Annotated in this window: 14 protein-coding genes, 1 tRNA gene and 1 pseudogene; 11 read left to right on the forward strand and 5 right to left on the reverse strand. The window is 65.5% G+C overall.

Going from position 1 to position 16,100, the window contains the following annotated elements; translation table 11 throughout:
- Nucleotides 1-430 (reverse strand): annotated as a pseudogene (locus JOZ79_RS10310) (hypothetical protein); the annotation flags it as partial.
- A 205-nt stretch (nucleotides 431-635) separates the two neighbouring features.
- On the opposite strand from JOZ79_RS10310, the gene JOZ79_RS10315 reads away from it, so the two are divergent.
- The 10 genes from JOZ79_RS10315 (at nucleotide 636) to JOZ79_RS10360 (ending at nucleotide 13,752) form a co-directional block, all read left to right on the forward strand.
- Nucleotides 636-1,178, forward strand: coding sequence for a hypothetical protein (locus tag JOZ79_RS10315; RefSeq protein ID WP_294073830.1), 543 nt, complete (start codon nucleotides 636-638; stop codon nucleotides 1,176-1,178).
- 70 nt (nucleotides 1,179-1,248) lie between these two features.
- Nucleotides 1,249-2,484: a secretin N-terminal domain-containing protein gene (locus JOZ79_RS10320; RefSeq protein WP_294073832.1), complete on the forward strand. Its 1,236-nt coding sequence runs from the start codon at nucleotides 1,249-1,251 to the stop codon at nucleotides 2,482-2,484.
- A 198-nt stretch (nucleotides 2,485-2,682) separates the two neighbouring features.
- Nucleotides 2,683-3,741 carry an anthranilate phosphoribosyltransferase gene (gene trpD, locus JOZ79_RS10325; RefSeq protein WP_294073834.1) on the forward strand — a complete coding sequence of 353 codons (1,059 nt, stop codon included), beginning with the start codon at nucleotides 2,683-2,685 and terminating at the stop codon, nucleotides 3,739-3,741.
- Nucleotides 3,734-5,119, forward strand: a complete 1,386-nt coding sequence (trpCF, locus tag JOZ79_RS10330; protein ID WP_294073836.1) for a bifunctional indole-3-glycerol-phosphate synthase TrpC/phosphoribosylanthranilate isomerase TrpF — start codon at nucleotides 3,734-3,736, stop codon at nucleotides 5,117-5,119. The genes trpD and trpCF overlap by 8 nt, the downstream gene beginning before the upstream one ends.
- A complete protein-coding gene (trpB, locus tag JOZ79_RS10335) occupies nucleotides 5,110-6,273 on the forward strand; it encodes a tryptophan synthase subunit beta (RefSeq protein ID WP_294073838.1) in 1,164 nt (387 codons plus the stop codon). Before trpCF ends, trpB begins: the two co-directional genes overlap by 10 nt.
- Nucleotides 6,270-7,058: a tryptophan synthase subunit alpha gene (gene trpA, locus JOZ79_RS10340; protein WP_294073840.1), complete on the forward strand. Its 789-nt coding sequence runs from the start codon at nucleotides 6,270-6,272 to the stop codon at nucleotides 7,056-7,058. Before trpB ends, trpA begins: the two co-directional genes overlap by 4 nt.
- 30 nt (nucleotides 7,059-7,088) lie before the next feature.
- Nucleotides 7,089-7,988 (forward strand): Ku protein, encoded by a 900-nt coding sequence (locus tag JOZ79_RS10345; RefSeq protein WP_294073842.1) that lies wholly within the window; start codon nucleotides 7,089-7,091, stop codon nucleotides 7,986-7,988.
- A 3-nt stretch (nucleotides 7,989-7,991) separates the two neighbouring features.
- Nucleotides 7,992-10,478, forward strand: a complete 2,487-nt coding sequence (gene ligD, locus JOZ79_RS10350; RefSeq protein ID WP_294073844.1) for a DNA ligase D — start codon at nucleotides 7,992-7,994, stop codon at nucleotides 10,476-10,478.
- A 173-nt stretch (nucleotides 10,479-10,651) separates the two neighbouring features.
- Nucleotides 10,652-11,506, forward strand: coding sequence for a metallophosphoesterase (locus JOZ79_RS10355; protein ID WP_294073846.1), 855 nt, complete (start codon nucleotides 10,652-10,654; stop codon nucleotides 11,504-11,506).
- Nucleotides 11,507-11,556: 50 nt separating this feature from the next.
- Entirely contained in the window at nucleotides 11,557-13,752 is a 2,196-nt protein-coding gene (locus tag JOZ79_RS10360) for a penicillin acylase family protein (RefSeq protein WP_294073848.1), read from the forward strand.
- Nucleotides 13,753-13,755: 3 nt separating this feature from the next.
- Here JOZ79_RS10360 and JOZ79_RS10365 read toward each other — a convergent pair whose 3' ends face one another.
- The 4 genes from JOZ79_RS10365 to hspQ form a co-directional block, all read right to left on the reverse strand.
- The gene (locus JOZ79_RS10365; protein WP_294073850.1) at nucleotides 13,756-14,322 is read right to left on the reverse strand and encodes a GNAT family N-acetyltransferase; all 567 of its coding nucleotides are present in this window, start codon (nucleotides 14,320-14,322) and stop codon (nucleotides 13,756-13,758) included.
- A gap of 169 nt (nucleotides 14,323-14,491) precedes the next feature.
- On the reverse strand, nucleotides 14,492-14,764 hold the full coding sequence (gene rpmA / locus JOZ79_RS10370; RefSeq protein WP_294073852.1) for a 50S ribosomal protein L27: 273 nt from the start codon (nucleotides 14,762-14,764) through the stop codon (nucleotides 14,492-14,494).
- A 5-nt stretch (nucleotides 14,765-14,769) separates the two neighbouring features.
- Nucleotides 14,770-15,375: a 50S ribosomal protein L21 gene (rplU, locus tag JOZ79_RS10375; protein ID WP_294073854.1), complete on the reverse strand. Its 606-nt coding sequence runs from the start codon at nucleotides 15,373-15,375 to the stop codon at nucleotides 14,770-14,772.
- A gap of 116 nt (nucleotides 15,376-15,491) precedes the next feature.
- The gene (gene hspQ, locus JOZ79_RS10380; protein WP_294073856.1) at nucleotides 15,492-15,815 is read right to left on the reverse strand and encodes a heat shock protein HspQ; all 324 of its coding nucleotides are present in this window, start codon (nucleotides 15,813-15,815) and stop codon (nucleotides 15,492-15,494) included.
- A 147-nt stretch (nucleotides 15,816-15,962) separates the two neighbouring features.
- On the opposite strand from hspQ, the gene JOZ79_RS10385 reads away from it, so the two are divergent.
- Nucleotides 15,963-16,052 (forward strand) — tRNA-Ser (locus JOZ79_RS10385).
- Nucleotides 16,053-16,100 lie beyond the last annotated feature (48 nt).

The following is a 16,100-nucleotide window of genomic DNA, read 5'->3' on the forward strand; positions in this document are numbered from 1 at the left end:
GGCTCAGCCCGTTGAGGTCGCGCAGAATCTCGCGGTGCGACGGCTCGAGCGCTCCGAACAGGCCCGCTGAAGTCGTTTCGAGATCATCGATGTCGCTGATCACATTCTCGCGGATCAGGCGGATTTCGTCGCGATCGAAGACCAGCAACGGGACGTCCGGCGGCAACCGGTGACGAAGCTCGTAACAGGCCTGGCGCAGGCTGGCCCGGGCCTGCTCAACGGCGCGGCCGTCCCAGAGCAGCTCCGCCAGACTGTCGCGGGCGGCAACGCGGGGGGTCAGCGCAAGATAGGCGATGAGGCCCTTTGACTTCCGACTGAGGCCGACGATCGGGCGGCCATCACCGTCGTACAGCGAGAAATTGCCGAACAGCCTTAGCCGGTACGGCTTCGCGGCTACGGCCTGGTCGCTGGCTTGCCCCCACTCGAACATCGCCTAACCCCTTGCCGGAACGATCGCAGCAATTCGGCGGATTGGTCGGTAAGGCGACATTCTACGCGCCTTTCAGGCGTTTGACAACGAATTAACGGCTGTTTGACGAGCTCCTGACGCTGATTTTGACGGCTGCATCCTAGCCATCTTCACGCGAGCGCACACCGCGTTCGTCAACTTCAGTCAGTTGAGCGGAGGTATCGTCATGAAACTTGCACTGCGAGCGTCTTGCGTCGCGATCATTATGGCCGGCGGTCTCGCCGCCACGCCGGCTTGGGCCTGCGGAAGCGCGCCCAGCGTGCAGCCCGCTGCCTATCAGCAAAGCGGAGCCTCCCTGTTCCATCCGGCATTCTTCCAGAACAACGACGGCGTCGCCATCGCCGGGATGTGGTCGTTCAGGATGATCTCCGGGGGCCAGACCGTCGATTTCGGTTATACGGAGTGGCATCCGGATGGTACCGAGCTCATGAACAGCGGCGGCCGCGCACCGGCAACGGGAAACTTCTGCATGGGCGTGTGGAAGCAGACCGGAACAAACACGTACCATCTGAACCACTGGGCGCTGAGCTATGACTCGTCGTCGGGCGCTCTCAATGCCAAGGTGAACCTGAAGGAAGACGTCACGCTCGACTCGCGCGCGCTGAGATACAGCGGAACGTTCACGATGGACGTCTACGATCCCAACACCAATGCTGTCGTGCAGCATGCCCATGGACAGGTCGTCGGCCTAAGGGTAACTGCCAATTGAGTTCGACGTGCGGCCCGGCGCTTGCGCCGGGCCGCCGCCGACAATCGCTGTGCTAATTCGTAGCTTTCCTATGGCGTTCGTGGCGTTGCTGTCGGCTGGTACGGCAAGCAGCGCCGACGCGCAGGTCCTGGGCGGCGCTCCCAGCTGGTTCCAGATGCATCCCGCGCCGGCCCCGACCACCACCGGATCTCCAACCGCGCCCGGACAGGGCGTTCTCCCGGTCGAGGCGCCCGCGCCCGAAGGACTGATCGCGGAGGCCGGAGAGACGTTCGAGGTCGTGCCGCTCAAATATGCCGACGTCAGCGAGATCGTCGGACTCCTCACCGGCAATTCGAGCGTCAAGCCGAACGACGAATTCTCGCCGGAGGAGCCAAACTTCGGTTCATCGGGCTCTCAGAGCTACTGGGGCGGCACAAGCGGCGCGCTGCCGACGACTTCCACGGTGAGCGTCACGGGCGGATCGGTCGTCGACAACGAACCAATCGGCCAGGTCTTCGACGGAACGATCGGCATCGACCGCCGATTGAACGCGGTGGTTCTGCGCGGCTCGCCCGAGCGGCTCGCCGAGATCAAGCACGAAATCGCGCAGCTCGACGTGCCCGTGACCAGCGTCGTGCTCGAGACCGAGTTCGTCGAGCTGAGCCAGACCGGGGCCCGCAATCTTGGCCTCGACTTCACGAACGGCAACGACCAGATGGGCAGCCTCTCGGTGACCTATTCGAGGGGCTTTCCCGGAGTCGAGGACACGCCGCACATCGGCGGCTTCGCGGCCAATTTCCAGGTCGCCCTCTATGCCCAGATCTCGAAGGGGCAGGGGCGCATTGTGTCCAAGCCGCGAATCTCGGCGCAAAGCGGAACGACCGCCAAGATCATCACCGGCGACGCGCTGCCGATCCTGACGTCCATTGCGATCTCGGGCGTCAACGCGGTCCAGCAGCAGGTCCAGTACGTGAACGTCGGGGTGACCCTCCAGATCGCGCCGAGGGTCAGCGCCGACGGCTATGTCACGGCGCACGTCTTCGCTGTCGTCTCGAGCGTCAGCGGCTATTCGCAGGGCTATCCGACCATCAGCCAGCGCGAGGCCTCGACCTCGGCGACGGTCAAGGACGGCGAGACTTTCATCATTGGCGGCCTGACGCAGGAAACCAACATCTCCAACAAGAGCCGGCTACCGGTGCTCGGCTATATCCCGCTGCTCGGGTCGCTCTTCACGGTCGAGCACAGCAACAAGATCAACGACGACCTCTATATCGTCGTCACACCGCATATCGTCCGTCCGCTCGCGCGTCCGGCGACGAACGGTTGACCAGGCCCGAGCGCTTGCCCTAGCAAGTGACGCGATGATTCCGCGCAAGTCCATCTCCGCCGCTTCCGATGGCCGCCGCTGGTGGCGCTCCGCGTTCCTTGCGGCGCGATGGCGCGACTGATCGACTGACCCGATCATCGACTGCCCGCCCGCCGCCGGCGGGCTTTTTTGTGCCCGCGATCTTCAAGGACGCCGACCATGTTGACCACTGCCCAGGCAAGCGAGACTGATCCTGCTGCGTCGCTTCCTGTCCCGAACCCGCTTCCCAAGCTGCTGACCGGCGAGGATTTGCCGATCGAGGATTCCGAGCACCTGTTCGAACGACTGGTCGTCGGCAAGCTCGAGCCGGCCGAGATCGCAGGCATGCTGATCGCGCTCAGGATGAAGGGAGAAACGGCGGAGGAGATGATCGGGGCCGCGCGGGCATTGTCGGCCGCGGCCCTGCCGTTCGACCGGCCTGATTATCTCTATGCGGATTGCTGTGGGACGGGAGGCGACGGATCGGGGCTGATCAATGTCTCGACCGCGAGCGCCTTCGTTGCGGTCGCTTGCGGGCTTCCGGTCGCGAAGCATGGCAATCGCAGCATCAGCTCCCGCTGCGGATCGGCGGACGTGCTGGAGGCGGTCGGGGCGAATATCGAGATCTCGCCCGAAAAAGCGCGCGAGACGCTCGATACGACAGGGTTCTGCTTCCTTTTCGCGCCCGCTTACCACCCGGGTATGAAGCATGCGGCGCTGGTGAGGCGCCAACTCGAGGTGCGGACGATCATGAATTTGCTGGGGCCGTGCATTAATCCGGCGCGGCCGCCGGTGCAGTTGCTCGGCGTCGCCGATCCGAAGATGCTGCGCCGGATCGCTCTGACCCTTGAGGCCGTCGGCGTTCACGAAGCGCTCGTGGTTCACGGCTCCGGCCTCGATGAAGTCGCGCTCCACGCCGAGACGCGGGCCCTTCGGCTTTCAGGCGGCGTTATCGAGGAGATCGAGATCACTCCGGAGGACGCGGGGCTAGAACGCGCGCCGCTGAAGGTGGTGACTGGCGGCGACGTCGCCGAGAATGCGGCGCGCTTCGAGGCGCTTCTCGCGGGACGCGGCGGCAAGGCCGAGGAGGATATAGTGGTGCTCAATACAGCGGCGCTGCTGACGACGGCAGGCAAGGCCACAACCCTTCGCGAGGGCGCCGCGCGAGCGCGCGAGGCGATTGCATCCGGAGCGGCAAGCGGGGCGCTGCGCGCTTTCGTCGAGGCCAGCCATGGCTGAAGGCATCCTCGGCGAGATCGTCGCCCGCAAGCGGGACGACCTCGTGGTCCGCTATCATGGCGTTTCGCTGGACGTGCTGCGCACTGCCGCCGAGCGCACCGACCGAAGCCTGGCCGCTGCGATCGCCAAGCCGGGCGCGCGCTTCATTCTCGAAATCAAGAAGGCATCGCCGTCCGAGGGGACGATCAACCCGGCCGCCGACGTCGGTGCGGTCGCGACGGCTTATGCGCCCGTTGCGGACGCGCTCAGCGTGCTCGCCGATTCCGCTTATTTCGGCGGCTCAGTGGAGGATGTGGCAAGCGCCCGCCGGCATTTCGACGGGCCGATCCTCGCGAAGGATTTCTTCGTGGACCTGCGGCAGGTTGCAGAGGTGCGGGCCGCCGGAGCGGATGCGATCCTGGTGATGCTGTCGGTCCTGGACGACGAGGCGGCGCGCGCGATGATCGACGAAGCCTCGCGGTTCGGCATGGAGGCGCTGGTCGAGGTTCATGACGAGGCGGAGATGCGGCGCGCGCTCGGTCTCGATGCAATGCTGATCGGCATTAACAATCGGAATCTGCGCGACCTGTCGATTCACTTGTCGACGACAGAACGGTTGGCGAGCATGGCGCCGGACCATCTGCTGGTATCGGAATCGGGCATCGGAAGTCGAGCGGACGTGGAACGGCTCGCCGGGCATGTCGATGGCTTCCTCGTCGGCACCACGCTGATGCGATCGGCCGATCCGGGATTAGCTGCGCGCGAGCTTGTGTTCGGCCGCGTCAAGCTGTGCGGCCTGAACCGGCCCGAGGATATTGGCGCCGCAGCGCCTGCGACCTTCGCCGGCTTCGTGTTCGTGCCGGGAACGCCGCGCGCGGTCACCGTGGAGGAAGCCGCTCCGCTGATCGGGGCGGCGCGCGCGGCCGGGATGCTGCCGGTTGGCGTATTCAGGGATGCACCAGTTGGGATCGTCGCCGATGCGGCAACGCTGCTCAACCTGCATGCGGTGCAGCTGCACGGGCAGGAGGCTGCGGGGTATCTGCTGGCGTTGCGGAGCCAGCTGCCCGACGAGATGGAGATCTGGACGGCAGCGAGCGTCGGCGCCGGCGTCCCCGAGGGCGGAAACGGTGACCGGACCGTGTTCGACAATGCGAGCGGCGGTTCCGGCCAGGCGTTCGACTGGGCCGCGGTCGAGGGTCATCCCGATCTCGCCAGAAGCCTGATCGCCGGCGGGATCGGTGCGCACAACGCCCATGCCGCTCGGCAGCTTGGCGCCTATGCGATCGATGTCGGCTCGGCGGTCGACCTGGTCCCCGGCGTGAAATCGCCGGAGAAGATCGCGGCGCTGTTCGAGGCGCTGCGGGCACCGTCCAGACAGAAGGTCGCCGCATGCGCCTGAGCGGCCGGTTCGGCCGGTTTGGCGGCTGCTATGTTCCCGAGATCCTCGTTCCCGCACTCGAACAGCTCGAGGGCGCGTTCCTAGATGCGCAGGATGACCCCGCGTTTGCGGCGGAGCTCAACGCGCTGCTCTCCGATTACGCGGGGCGGCCGACTCCGCTGACGCGCTGCCGCAACCTGCCGCCGAACATCTACCTCAAGCGCGAGGACCTGCTCCACGGCGGCGCGCACAAGACCAATCAGGTACTTGGGCAGGGCTTGCTGGCGAAGCGCATGGGAAAGACGCGGCTGATCGCCGAGACGGGCGCGGGCCAGCACGGCGTCGCGACCGCGATCGTCGGCGCGCTACTTGGGTTCGAGACCGTCATCTACATGGGCGCCGAGGACGTCGAACGGCAGCAGCTGAACGTCTTCCGGATGCAGCTGATGGGCGCGACGGTTGTGCCGGTGGAAAGCGGCGGCCGTACTCTCAAGGACGCGATCAACGAAGCGCTGCGCGACTGGTCTGCGAACTTCGAGACCACCCATTATTTGCTCGGCACGGCGGCCGGGCCGCATCCTTTCCCGACCATGGTTCGCGAGTTCCAGCGGATCATCGGCCGCGAGGCGCGGGCGCAGATGCTGGACAAGATTGGCCGGCTGCCCGACGCGGTGGTCGCCTGCGTCGGCGGCGGGTCGAACGCGATCGGGCTGTTCGCGGATTTCATCGACGACGGCGGCGTGCGCCTGATCGGGGTCGAAGCTGCCGGCAAGGGGCTCGACGGGGTGGAGCATGGCGCTACTCTGATCCGGGGCCGGCCGGGGATTCTCCACGGGGCCGAGACCTACCTGCTTCAGGACCGCGAAGGGCAGATCGACGATACCTGGTCGGTGTCCGCAGGCCTCGATTACCCGGGCGTCGGACCGGAGCATTCTCATCTCAAGGATTCCGGGCGTGCCGAATATGTGGGCGCGACCGACGACGAGGCGCTCGCCGCGTTCAAGGCACTTGCGGAGAATGAGGGCATCCTCTGCGCATTCGAATCCGCGCATGCGCTCGCGCATGCATTGAGGCTTGCGGAGGAGGAGCCGGACAGCGTGATCCTCGTCGGCCTGTCGGGCAGGGGGGACAAGGACGTCGCTCAGGCGCAGCAGCTGATCGGGCCGTCGGCATGAGCCGCTATGCCGCGATGTTCGACCGGCTTGGCGCGAAGCGCGAGGCTGCGTTCGGCGCGTTTCTGATGCTGGGTGACCCCGGCATCGAGACTTGCGCCCGGCTGCTTGACACGGTCGTCGAGGGGGGCGCGGACATGATCGAGGTCGGCTTTCCCTTCTCAGACCCAGTGGCGGACGGACCGGTGATCCAGGCTGCGGGGCAGCGGGCTCTGGCGGCGGGCGTGAAGGTCGGCGACTGCTTCGAACTGATCGCGGGGTTTCGGCGGCGGCATCCGAATGTACCGGTGGGCATCCTGACCTACGCCAATCTGGTGATGGCGCGGGGCGGGTTTGCTCGAGACGCGGCGGAGGCCGGTGCCGACAGCCTGCTCATCGCCGACGTGCCGACGCTGGAAATCGAGCCATTTGCGAAGCAGATGGAGCAAGCAGGGATCGAGCCGGTGCTGATCGCCGCCGCCAACACGCCGAACGCGGCGCTTGCCCGAGTGGCGGCACTGTCGAAGGCCTACACCTATTGTGTCAGCCGCGCGGGGATCACCGGTACGCACTCGGGCGGGACCTTCGACGCCACGCTGCCGGCGAAGCTCCGGGAGCTAGGCGCTCCGCCGCCAGTCTTCGGCTTCGGCATCTCGAGACCCGAGCATGTGCGCCAGGCGATCGAGGCGGGTGCGGCTGGCGTGATCTCAGGCTCCGCGATTGTGGACTGCGCGGCTCGCGGCGGCGACGTTGCCGCGCTGGTCCGGTCCCTCAAGGACGCAACACGGAACGACTCTTCGCCGCAATGATTGAATCGCCTCTGCAACGGAGGCGAGATAATGGCGGCGCGACCGATCTGGCGAGGGCAAATCCGGCTGGCCCTGGTGTCTATTCCTGTCGAGCTCTACTCGGCGACCAGAAGCGGCGCTGCGATCCAGTTCCATCAGGTCCATGAGCCGACCGGCAAACGGATCAAATATGAAAAAGTGGTGCCTGGCGTGGGGCCAGTCGACACCGACGAGATCGTCAAGGGCTACGAGGTTTCCAAAGGCCATTACGTCCTGCTCGAGCCGGAAGAAATCGAGGCGGTGAAGCTGGAGAGCCGCAAGACGCTCGACCTCGTCCAGTTCGTCGACGTGGACGGCATCGACGCCATGTATTTCGACCGCCCCTATTTCATCGTGCCCGCCGACGACCTCGCCGAAGAGGCATTCATCGTGCTTCGCGACGCGCTTCGGGCGGCGAAGAAGGTCGGCGTCGGCCAGCTGGCGATGCGCGGGCAGGAATATGTCGTCGCGATCAAGCCGTGCGGCCGCGGCATGCTGCTCGAAACGCTGCGCTACTCGGACGAGGTCAACAAGGCGCAATCCTATTTTCGCGAGATCGGCGACGAGAAGCCGGACGCGGACCTGCTCGACATGGCCTCAATGCTGATCGAGCGGAAGGCCGGCAAGTTCGACCCGAGCGAGTTCCACAACCGCTACGTCGATGCGCTCCACGAGCTCATCAAGGAGAAGCAGCGCGCGAAGGGCGAGAAGGTGATCCAGGACCCGGACGCGGACGCCCCGCCTCCCAAGGGCTCCAACGTCGTCGACCTCATGGCCGCGCTGAAGCGAAGCCTGGGTAATGCGGACGAGGGTGCGGGCGCCAACGACAATGCGGGCGCGAAGAAGAAACCGGCGGCCGCGAAGAAGCCGACGCCCGCGAAAAAAACGGCTTCGGCACGCAAGCGGGCTTGAGCCATGCCCCCGCGCGTGCCCCTCGACATCCAGACCTACAACAAGAAGCGCGATTTCTCGAAGACCAGGGAGCCCAAGGGCCGCAAGCTGAAGGGGAAGGGCGACAGCTTCGTCGTCCAGAAGCACGATGCCTCGCGGTTGCACTGGGACTTCCGGCTGGAGCTGGATGGTGTGCTGAAGAGCTGGGCGGTGCCGAAGGGGCCGAGCCTCGACCCCGGCCAGAACCGATTGGCCATGCGGACCGAGGACCATCCGCTGGACTATGGCGATTTCGAGGGGACGATCCCGGCCGGCGAATATGGCGGCGGGACGGTGATGCTGTGGGACCAGGGGCGCTGGATTCCCGAGCCGACCAAGGACCCACGCAAGACGATCGAGGAAGGCCACCTCCACTTCACGCTCGAGGGCGAGCGGATGAAGGGCGAGTGGGTCATGTTCCGGCTGAAGCCCAAGCCCGGCGAGAAGGCGGAGCCGTGGATGCTGAAAAAGGTCAGCGACGACTTCGCCGATGCCGACGACGGCGATGCCCTGGTCGACAATTGCATGACCAGCGTGACTACCGACCGGACGATGGCGGAGATTGCGGCGGGCGAGGACGTCTGGCGCTCGAACCGCGGCGGCCAGAAGGGCGGCCGCGGCAAGAAGTCGGCGGGGAAAGCGCCGCCGGAATTCGTCGACCCGCAGCTCGCGACCTTGGTCGACGAGGTGCCGACCGGCAACGGCTGGATCCACGAGTATAAATATGACGGCTATCGCCTGCTGCTGGCGATCGGCGACGGCGTGGCGACGGCCTGGACGCGCAACGCCAAGGACTGGAGCGACAAGTTCAAGCCGCTGGTGAAGGCCGCGGCGAAGCTGCCGCCCGGCTGCCTGCTCGATGGCGAGGCGGCGGCGCTGGACGACGACGGCAGGCCGAGCTTTCAGCTGCTCCAATCGACGCTCAAGGACGCGAAGGGCGCCAACCTCGTCTTCTACGCCTTCGACCTGCTGTTCGACCGCGGCGAGGACATCCGCAAGCTGCCCAACATCGAGCGCAAGGAGCGTCTGGCCACGCTCCTCGAAGGTGTGTCACCACCGATCATCTACGGCGACCATGTCGTTGGCCGTGGCGAAGCCTTGTTCGCGGAGGTCTGCAAGCAGCGCGGCGAAGGCATCATCTCGAAAAAGGCCGACGCTCCCTATCGCGGCACCCGGACCCGCGACTGGCTGAAGATCAAGTGCATCCAGCGGCAGGAATTCGTCATCGTCGGCTGGTCGGAAAGCGACAAGAGGCGTGGCTTCCGCTCGCTGCTGCTGGGCCTGCGCGACGGCAAGGCGCTGACCTATGCCGGCAAGGTCGGCACCGGCTTCAATGCCAAATCGATCGACGATCTGATGGAGCGAATGGAGCCGCTGGCCGTCGACAAGGCGCCGCTCGAGGTCCCGCGCGCCGACCGCCGGGGCGCACATTTTATCAAGCCTGAGATGGTCGCCGAGATCGCCTTCACCGAGTTCACCGGAGACGGCATCCTCCGCCACCCGAGTTTTCTCGGCCTGCGCGAGGACAAGCCGGCGTCGCAGGTCGTGCGCGAAACGCCGAAGCATCTCGAGCAAAAGGAACGGCAAGGCGACCGGCCGACCGCCGAAAGTCTCGGAATTCGCATCAGCAATCCCGATCGCGCGATCTTTCCCGACGAGGGCCTGACGAAGCTGCACCTTGCCGATTATTACGCGGCGATCGATCCGCTGATCATGATCGACGCCGCGCGGCGGCCCATGACGCTAATCCGCTGTCCCCAGGGCCGCGCGAAGAAATGCTTCTTCCAGAAGCATGACAGCGGCACGATGGGCGAGGACGTGAAGCGTGTTCCGATCCGTGAGAAGGATGGCTCGCTCCAGGACTATCTTTATTTTGACGGGATCAAGGGCCTGCTGTCTTGCGTGCAGATGGGTGCGATCGAATTCCACGGCTGGGGCAGCAAGGTCGAGAAGGTCGAATATCCCGACCGGCTGGTGTTCGACCTAGATCCCGACGTCGGGCTCGACTTCGCCAAGGTGAAGAAGGCTGCGGTGCGCTTGAAGGAGCTGCTTGCCGATCTTGGCCTCGAAACCTTCCCGTTGCTGTCAGGCGGCAAGGGCATTCACGTCGTTGCCCCGTTGGATCAGTCGCGCGACTGGCCGGCGGTCAAGAGTTTCGCCGAGCGCTTCAGCCGCGCCATCGCCGAGGCCGAGCCCGAGATGTTCACCGCTAACATCCGCAAGGTGCAGCGCCAGGGCCGCATCTTCCTCGACTGGCTGCGCAACCAGCGCGGCGCGACGGCGGTGATGCCTTACAGCGCCCGCGCCCGTGAAGGCGCGCCGGTGTCCGCGCCGATCGGCTGGGAAGAGCTCGACCGCTACGATAGTGGCCATCACTTCAGCATCCGAGACGCCGACGAACTTCTCGACCGGGCAGGCTCGAAGCTGCTGGCGGGGTGGGGCCGAGCGAAGCAGTCGCTGCCGAACGCATAGCGCCGCTAAACAACAATAGTCTCAACGCGTTAACCATGTGCTTCATCGTTAACGCATCAGGTAACCGGCAGATAACTCGGCCGTTCATCTGAGCGACAGGAAAATCCTAACACCCTGTCTTCCGGGGAAAACCCGGGCGAGCGCGTCCGCGCTCCGGTTTGAAGGGAATATCGATGAATTTGCGAGCACTCGCCGCCTTCGCGGCAGTGACCCTCTGCGCGTCCGCTTCCGGCGCGGAGGCTACGACCTACAAGTTCGCCGTGCTCGGCGACATGGGAAACACCGTGAATGCGACCGCGGTCGCAAAGCTCGTCGCCACGAACCTCGGCCCGAGCGACATCGTCATGCTGGTCGGCGACGATTGCTACAACAGCGCACCGAGTTTCGCCACCCAGGTCGGCTCGCGTTACGGCGTGTTTCGACAGTCGGGTCGGCTCTATTCGGCGCTCGGCAATCACGAGGTCAGCGACGCCTGCGGCGGCGGCAGCTACGCCAAGAACTACTTCAGCTATTTCGCGAGGCCGGGGAACGGGCGCTATTACACGTTCCGGGATGGCCCTGTGCAGTTTTTCGTCGCCAACAGCGAAGAAGTCACCGACGGCAACGGCAAGACTTCCAAGCAGGCGGCCTGGATGCGCGCCCAGATCGCGGCCTCGACGGCTCCGTGGAAGATCTGCGTTTTCCATCGCAGCGCCTACAGCTCGGGAAGCGAGCATGGATCGACCACTTACATGCAGTGGGGTTGGGAGAATTGGGGGATCGACGGGTGCTTTGCCGGTCATGACCACGATTATGAGCGGGTCGTCGTCAACCCGGCGGCGAAGGGCGGCCAGGGCGTCAGCTTCTGGACATGCGGCCTTGGCGGCGATGACTACCGCCCGTTCCGGTCGACTCCGGTCGCCGGCAGCCGAGCGCGTTACACCGGCGGTTACGGCGCCTGCTTCGTCACTGCCGACGCGAAGACGCTGAAGGTCGAGTTCAAGACCACGGCGGGCAAGATCATGGATACGATGATCCTGACGAAGTGACCGACGGCGCCGTGCTTGCCGAGGGTCGGAGCGCGCCCTAGCGTCGGTCGATGCGCACATTCGCGGTCCCGTTGCTGTTCCTCCTTGCCGCCGCGTCACCGCCGGAGCTTGGCCGGTGGCGCGGCGAGGCGGTGCGGGTCACCATCACCCGCGATGACTGGGGCATCGCTCATGTGCACGGAGCGACGGACGCCGACGCGGTGTTTGGGATGATGTATGCGCAGGCTGAGGATGATTTCCCCCGGATCGAGGCGAACTACCTGACTAACCTCGGCCGAACCGCTGAGGCCGAGGGCGAATCCGCGATCTGGCAGGACTTGAGGGCGCGGCTTTACGTCAGCGAGACGGAGCTAAGGGCGGACTATGCGCGCAGTCCGACCGCGATGCGGCGGCTGATGGACGCGTGGGCGGACGGGCTGAACTATTATCTGGCGGCTCACCCGAAGGTGCGACCACGGGTGCTTCACCGGTTCGAGCCCTGGATGGCGTTGAGCTTCACTGAAGGAAGCATCGGCGGAGACATCGAGCGGATCGACTTGAAGGGGCTGGAGGCGTTCTACGGCGGCGCCAGCGCGAAGCTCCAGGCTGGGCGTAGACGCAATCCGGCCGTGCGCGCGAGCCGGTCCGATCCCATCGACCGGGAGCGGCAGGGCTCGAACGGGATCGCGATTGCGCCGAAGCTGACCACCGCCGGCAAGACCCTGTTGCTCATCAATCCGCACACGAGCTGGTATTTCCGTTCCGAGCAGCAGGTGACCAGCGACGAGGGCCTGAACGTCTATGGCGCCGCCACCTGGGGGCAGCTGTTCATCTACCAGGGATTCAATGCGCACGCCGGCTGGATGCACACTTCGAGCGGCGTCGACAGCGTTGACGAGTTCGCGGAGCGGATCGAGCGCCGTGGTGGCCGCCATTGTTACCGCTACGGACGGACCTGTCGGCCGCTTCGGTCACGCTTGGTCACGATCCGCTATCGGAAGGCCGACGGCGCGTTCGCGGAGCGCAGGTTCATGGTCTGGACGACGCATCACGGCCCGATCGTTCGCCGCGATGAAGACGGGCGCCCGATCGCGTTCGCGATGATGGATCGGCCGGTCGAGGCGCTGGAGCAGAGCTTCCTTCGAACCAAGGCGACCGATCTCGCCTCCTTCTTGCGGATCGCCGAGTTGAAGGCGAACAGCTCCAACGATACGATCTTCGCTGACGACAGCGGCGAGGTCGCCTATCTGCATCCGCAATTCGTACCGCGCCGCGATGACAGATTCGATTATACGGAGCCGGTCGACGGCAGCGATCCCCGCACGGACTGGCACGGGCTGCATGCCCTGAGCGAGCTGCCGAGTGTGCTGGCGCCACCGAACGGCTGGGTGCAGAACACGAATGCATGGCCGTACCGGGCCGCCGGGGCGTACAGCCCCGATCCCGCGCGCTTTCCGAAGTACATGGACATGGACGGCGAGAATTTCCGTGGGCTCCATGCGCTCGCCCTGCTCCAGGGGAGCAGCGGCTGGACGCTGGATCGGCTGCAGGCGGCAGCGTTCGATAAGTATCAGCCGGGCTTCGCAATCCTCATCCCTTCGTTGATCCGCGCCTATGACACGCTTGGCGCGAGGGATGCGCGCGCCGCCCGCTTGGCGGGACCGATCCGCATGCTTCGCGGCTGGGACGATCGATGGAGTGCAAGCTCCGTCGCCCAGACGCTGGCGATGACCTGGGGCGCGCTGCTTCGCAAATCGCTGAAGGCGCCAGCGGATGAGCCGTCCAACAAGAAGATGATGCGCCTGGAACGCGACACGAGCGCCGACGACAAGCTCCGCGCGCTGGACGCGGCGGTGACGAGCCTGACTGAGGATTTTGGCCGATGGCAGGTGCCCTGGGGCGAGCTCAACCGGGCGCAGCGCATCTCGAACGAGATCGCCAATCCGCCGTACAGCGATTCGGCGCCGAGCATTCCGGTGCCGTTTGCCGATGCCAGCTACGGCTCGCTGGCCTCGATCCGCTCGCTTCCGCGGCCGGGGACGAAGCGCTGGTACGGAGACTATGGCAATAGTTTCGTCGCGGTTGTCGAGTTCGGACCGCGGGTGCGCGCCCGCGCCGTGACCGCTGGCGGCGAGAGCGGGCACCCGGGCTCGCCGCATTTCAATGATGAGGCGCAGCGCTATGCGTCAGGCGATCTGCGCGACGTCTATTTCTATCCCGACGAGCTCAAGGGCCACACCGAGCGGACCTACCGGCCCGGCGAATGAAAACTATGCCGCGAGAGGCTTCGCGTCCGGCTCGCTGGCTGGAAGGCTCGCCGCCTCCGCGCCGAGCCGCAAGCGCATCAGCCGGGCTGGAAGCTCGACACCGCGCGCGCAGTTCATGCGCGGGGCGATGAGGCCGGTCGATTCGAAGCCAAGCTTGTCGAGAACCCGCGCCGAGGCCGGGTTGTAGATGAAGTGCGAGGCTTCGAGCTGCATCAGGCCAAGGGTGCGGCCGATGTCGATCAGCGCCCGTCCTGCCTCGGTCGCGAATCCTCGGCTCCAGAAGGACCGAGCGATCCAGTAGCCGAGTTCGATCGCTCCGGACGGGCGCCGGCCCAGGCCGCAGACGCCGACCAGGTTGAGCGCGCGGGTTGTGCGCTCGAACACCAGAAGCGAGGGGAGCACCGGGTCTCGCGGCCGCGCCAGGAACGCCTCGGCGTCGCTTACGCGATACGGCCAGGGCACAGCCGAGAGATTGCGGACGATCGCTTCATCTCCGATCGCCTGAGCAAGCGCCGGTGCATCTTCCGGGAATCCGGGCCGCAGCAGCAATCGTGGCGTCCTTGCGAACATCGTCCTTCTCCTCGCCGGCCCATTGGCATCGGCACGTGACACTTCAGGGAGAAGACAAAGAAAAAGGGGAGACCCCTTCCGGGGCTCCCCTTCTCCCTTTGATGGTCTCGATCCGCTCAGGATCTCGTCCGGGCCGCCCCTTCTGGGAACGGTCCCTTTCTGACCGTTCCTATGCGTTCTCTTCCGTAAAACACGGCATAATATGCACGTATTTGCGGCCGAGCTTGCCGTCGCGGAACGCGACTTGGCCGTCGGTAAGAGCGAAAAGCGTATGGTCCTTGCCCAGGCCGACGTTGTCGCCCGGGTGCCACTTCGTGCCGCGCTGACGCACGATGATGTTGCCGGCGCGCGCCGACTGGCCGCCGAACAGCTTCACGCCCAGGCGCTTGCTTTCACTGTCGCGCCCGTTCCGTGACGAGCCGCCTGCCTTCTTATGTGCCATGAGCGTTACTTAGCCTTCGGTGTCTTCTTGGCGCCCGCCTTAGCAGGTGCAGCATTTTTTGTCGACGGGGTTTCGTCGGCGGGCTTGGCCTTCGCCTCGGCCTTCGGCTTCGCCGCCTTGGGCTTGGCGACCTCGGCCGGGCCTTCTCCGTTGTGGGGCGGATTGGCCTGCTTCTCATTGTCCGGGGCCGGGTTCGGCGTCGGCTGGGTGTCGACCTGAGGCGCCGCTTCGGGAGCCGGCTTCGTCTCGGCCGGCTTTGCAGCCTTGGCCGGAGCCTTGTCGGCGGCCTTGTCCGACGTCTTCTGTTCCTTGTGATCGCCGATCGCGACGATCTTCAGGATCGTGTGCTGCTGCCGGTGGCCCTTCTTGCGGCGGTAGTTGTGCCGGCGCCGCTTCTTGAAGATCGTGACCTTGTCCGCCTTCGCCTGGGCGACGATCTCTGCCGCGACGGTGAGGCCGTCGGTGGACTTGAGGTCCGACCCGTCACCAGCGAGCAGGATGTCGCCGAGCGTGACCTTGTCGCCGGCATTGCCGTCGAGCTTCTCGACGACGATCTTATCTCCTGGGGCAACGCGATATTGCTTGCCGCCGGTGCGCACGACTGCGAACATGGCTTGTCTTCTCTCTCGAAATTGGCTCCCGGCGCGCCTGTAGCAAGGCATCGATCCGGAAAGGGCGCCGCCTATGGCAGCCGCCCGATGGTGTCAACCGCGCGAGCCCGTTCGAGCTACTGGCGAAGCTCTCGCCGAAGGCGGTAGCCGGCCTCATCCGTGCGGTCGAACATGGTCGCGAGCGCGGGATGATCGACCGGCTCGTCGCTCTCGTCGGGAACGAGGTTCTGCTGGCTGACGTATGCGATGTAGCTGCTTTCCGAATTCTCGGCGAGCAAATGGTAGAAGGGCTGGTCCTTGGCGGGACGGATGTCCTCGGGAATGGCGTCGTACCACTCGTCGCTGTTCGAAAAGACCGGGTCGACATCGAAGATCACGCCGCGGAAATCGAACAGGCGATGGCGGACGACGTCGCCGATCCCGAAGGCGGCCAGCGGCATGGCCTTGGGCGCGATCGGTCCGGAATGGTTGAGCGGTGACATGGCGCTCAATCTAGGGGCGGCGGGAGGCTAGGCAAGGCCCCGGCCCGCTGCTAGAGCGCCGCCGCGACCCGCAGCCGGCATCCGTCCGGCTTGCGCGCCCTTCGCGGAGAGGTGGCTGAGTGGTCGAAAGCACCGCACTCGAAATGCGGCGTGCGGGCAACCGTACCGTGGGTTCGAATCCCACCCTCTCCGCCACCTAGTCTGCCCGTTCCCTGTTCTCCGCTGATCCTCCTGCAGAAAGCC

It is taken from the genome of Sphingomonas sp. (assembly GCF_019242355.1).
Lineage (GTDB): Bacteria > Pseudomonadota > Alphaproteobacteria > Sphingomonadales > Sphingomonadaceae > Sphingomicrobium.

Bases quoted from the DNA above. Each gene is read 5' to 3' on its own strand.
- ligD (WP_294073844.1), top strand. From the start codon at position 7,992: ATGCCCCCGCGCGTGCCCCTCGACATCCAGACCTACAACAAGAAGCGC.
- JOZ79_RS10315 (WP_294073830.1), top strand. From the start codon at position 636: ATGAAACTTGCACTGCGAGCGTCTTGCGTCGCGATCATTATGGCCGGC.
- rpmA (WP_294073852.1), bottom strand. From the start codon at position 14,764: ATGGCACATAAGAAGGCAGGCGGCTCGTCACGGAACGGGCGCGACAGT.
- JOZ79_RS10345 (WP_294073842.1), top strand. From the start codon at position 7,089: ATGGCGGCGCGACCGATCTGGCGAGGGCAAATCCGGCTGGCCCTGGTG.
- hspQ (WP_294073856.1), bottom strand. From the start codon at position 15,815: ATGCCGCTGGCCGCCTTCGGGATCGGCGACGTCGTCCGCCATCGCCTG.
- trpB (WP_294073838.1), top strand. From the start codon at position 5,110: ATGCGCCTGAGCGGCCGGTTCGGCCGGTTTGGCGGCTGCTATGTTCCC.
- JOZ79_RS10365 (WP_294073850.1), bottom strand. From the start codon at position 14,322: ATGTTCGCAAGGACGCCACGATTGCTGCTGCGGCCCGGATTCCCGGAA.
- trpA (WP_294073840.1), top strand. From the start codon at position 6,270: ATGAGCCGCTATGCCGCGATGTTCGACCGGCTTGGCGCGAAGCGCGAG.
- JOZ79_RS10360 (WP_294073848.1), top strand. From the start codon at position 11,557: ATGCGCACATTCGCGGTCCCGTTGCTGTTCCTCCTTGCCGCCGCGTCA.
- trpD (WP_294073834.1), top strand. From the start codon at position 2,683: ATGTTGACCACTGCCCAGGCAAGCGAGACTGATCCTGCTGCGTCGCTT.
- JOZ79_RS10355 (WP_294073846.1), top strand. From the start codon at position 10,652: ATGAATTTGCGAGCACTCGCCGCCTTCGCGGCAGTGACCCTCTGCGCG.
- rplU (WP_294073854.1), bottom strand. From the start codon at position 15,375: ATGTTCGCAGTCGTGCGCACCGGCGGCAAGCAATATCGCGTTGCCCCA.
- JOZ79_RS10320 (WP_294073832.1), top strand. From the start codon at position 1,249: ATGGCGTTCGTGGCGTTGCTGTCGGCTGGTACGGCAAGCAGCGCCGAC.
- trpCF (WP_294073836.1), top strand. From the start codon at position 3,734: ATGGCTGAAGGCATCCTCGGCGAGATCGTCGCCCGCAAGCGGGACGAC.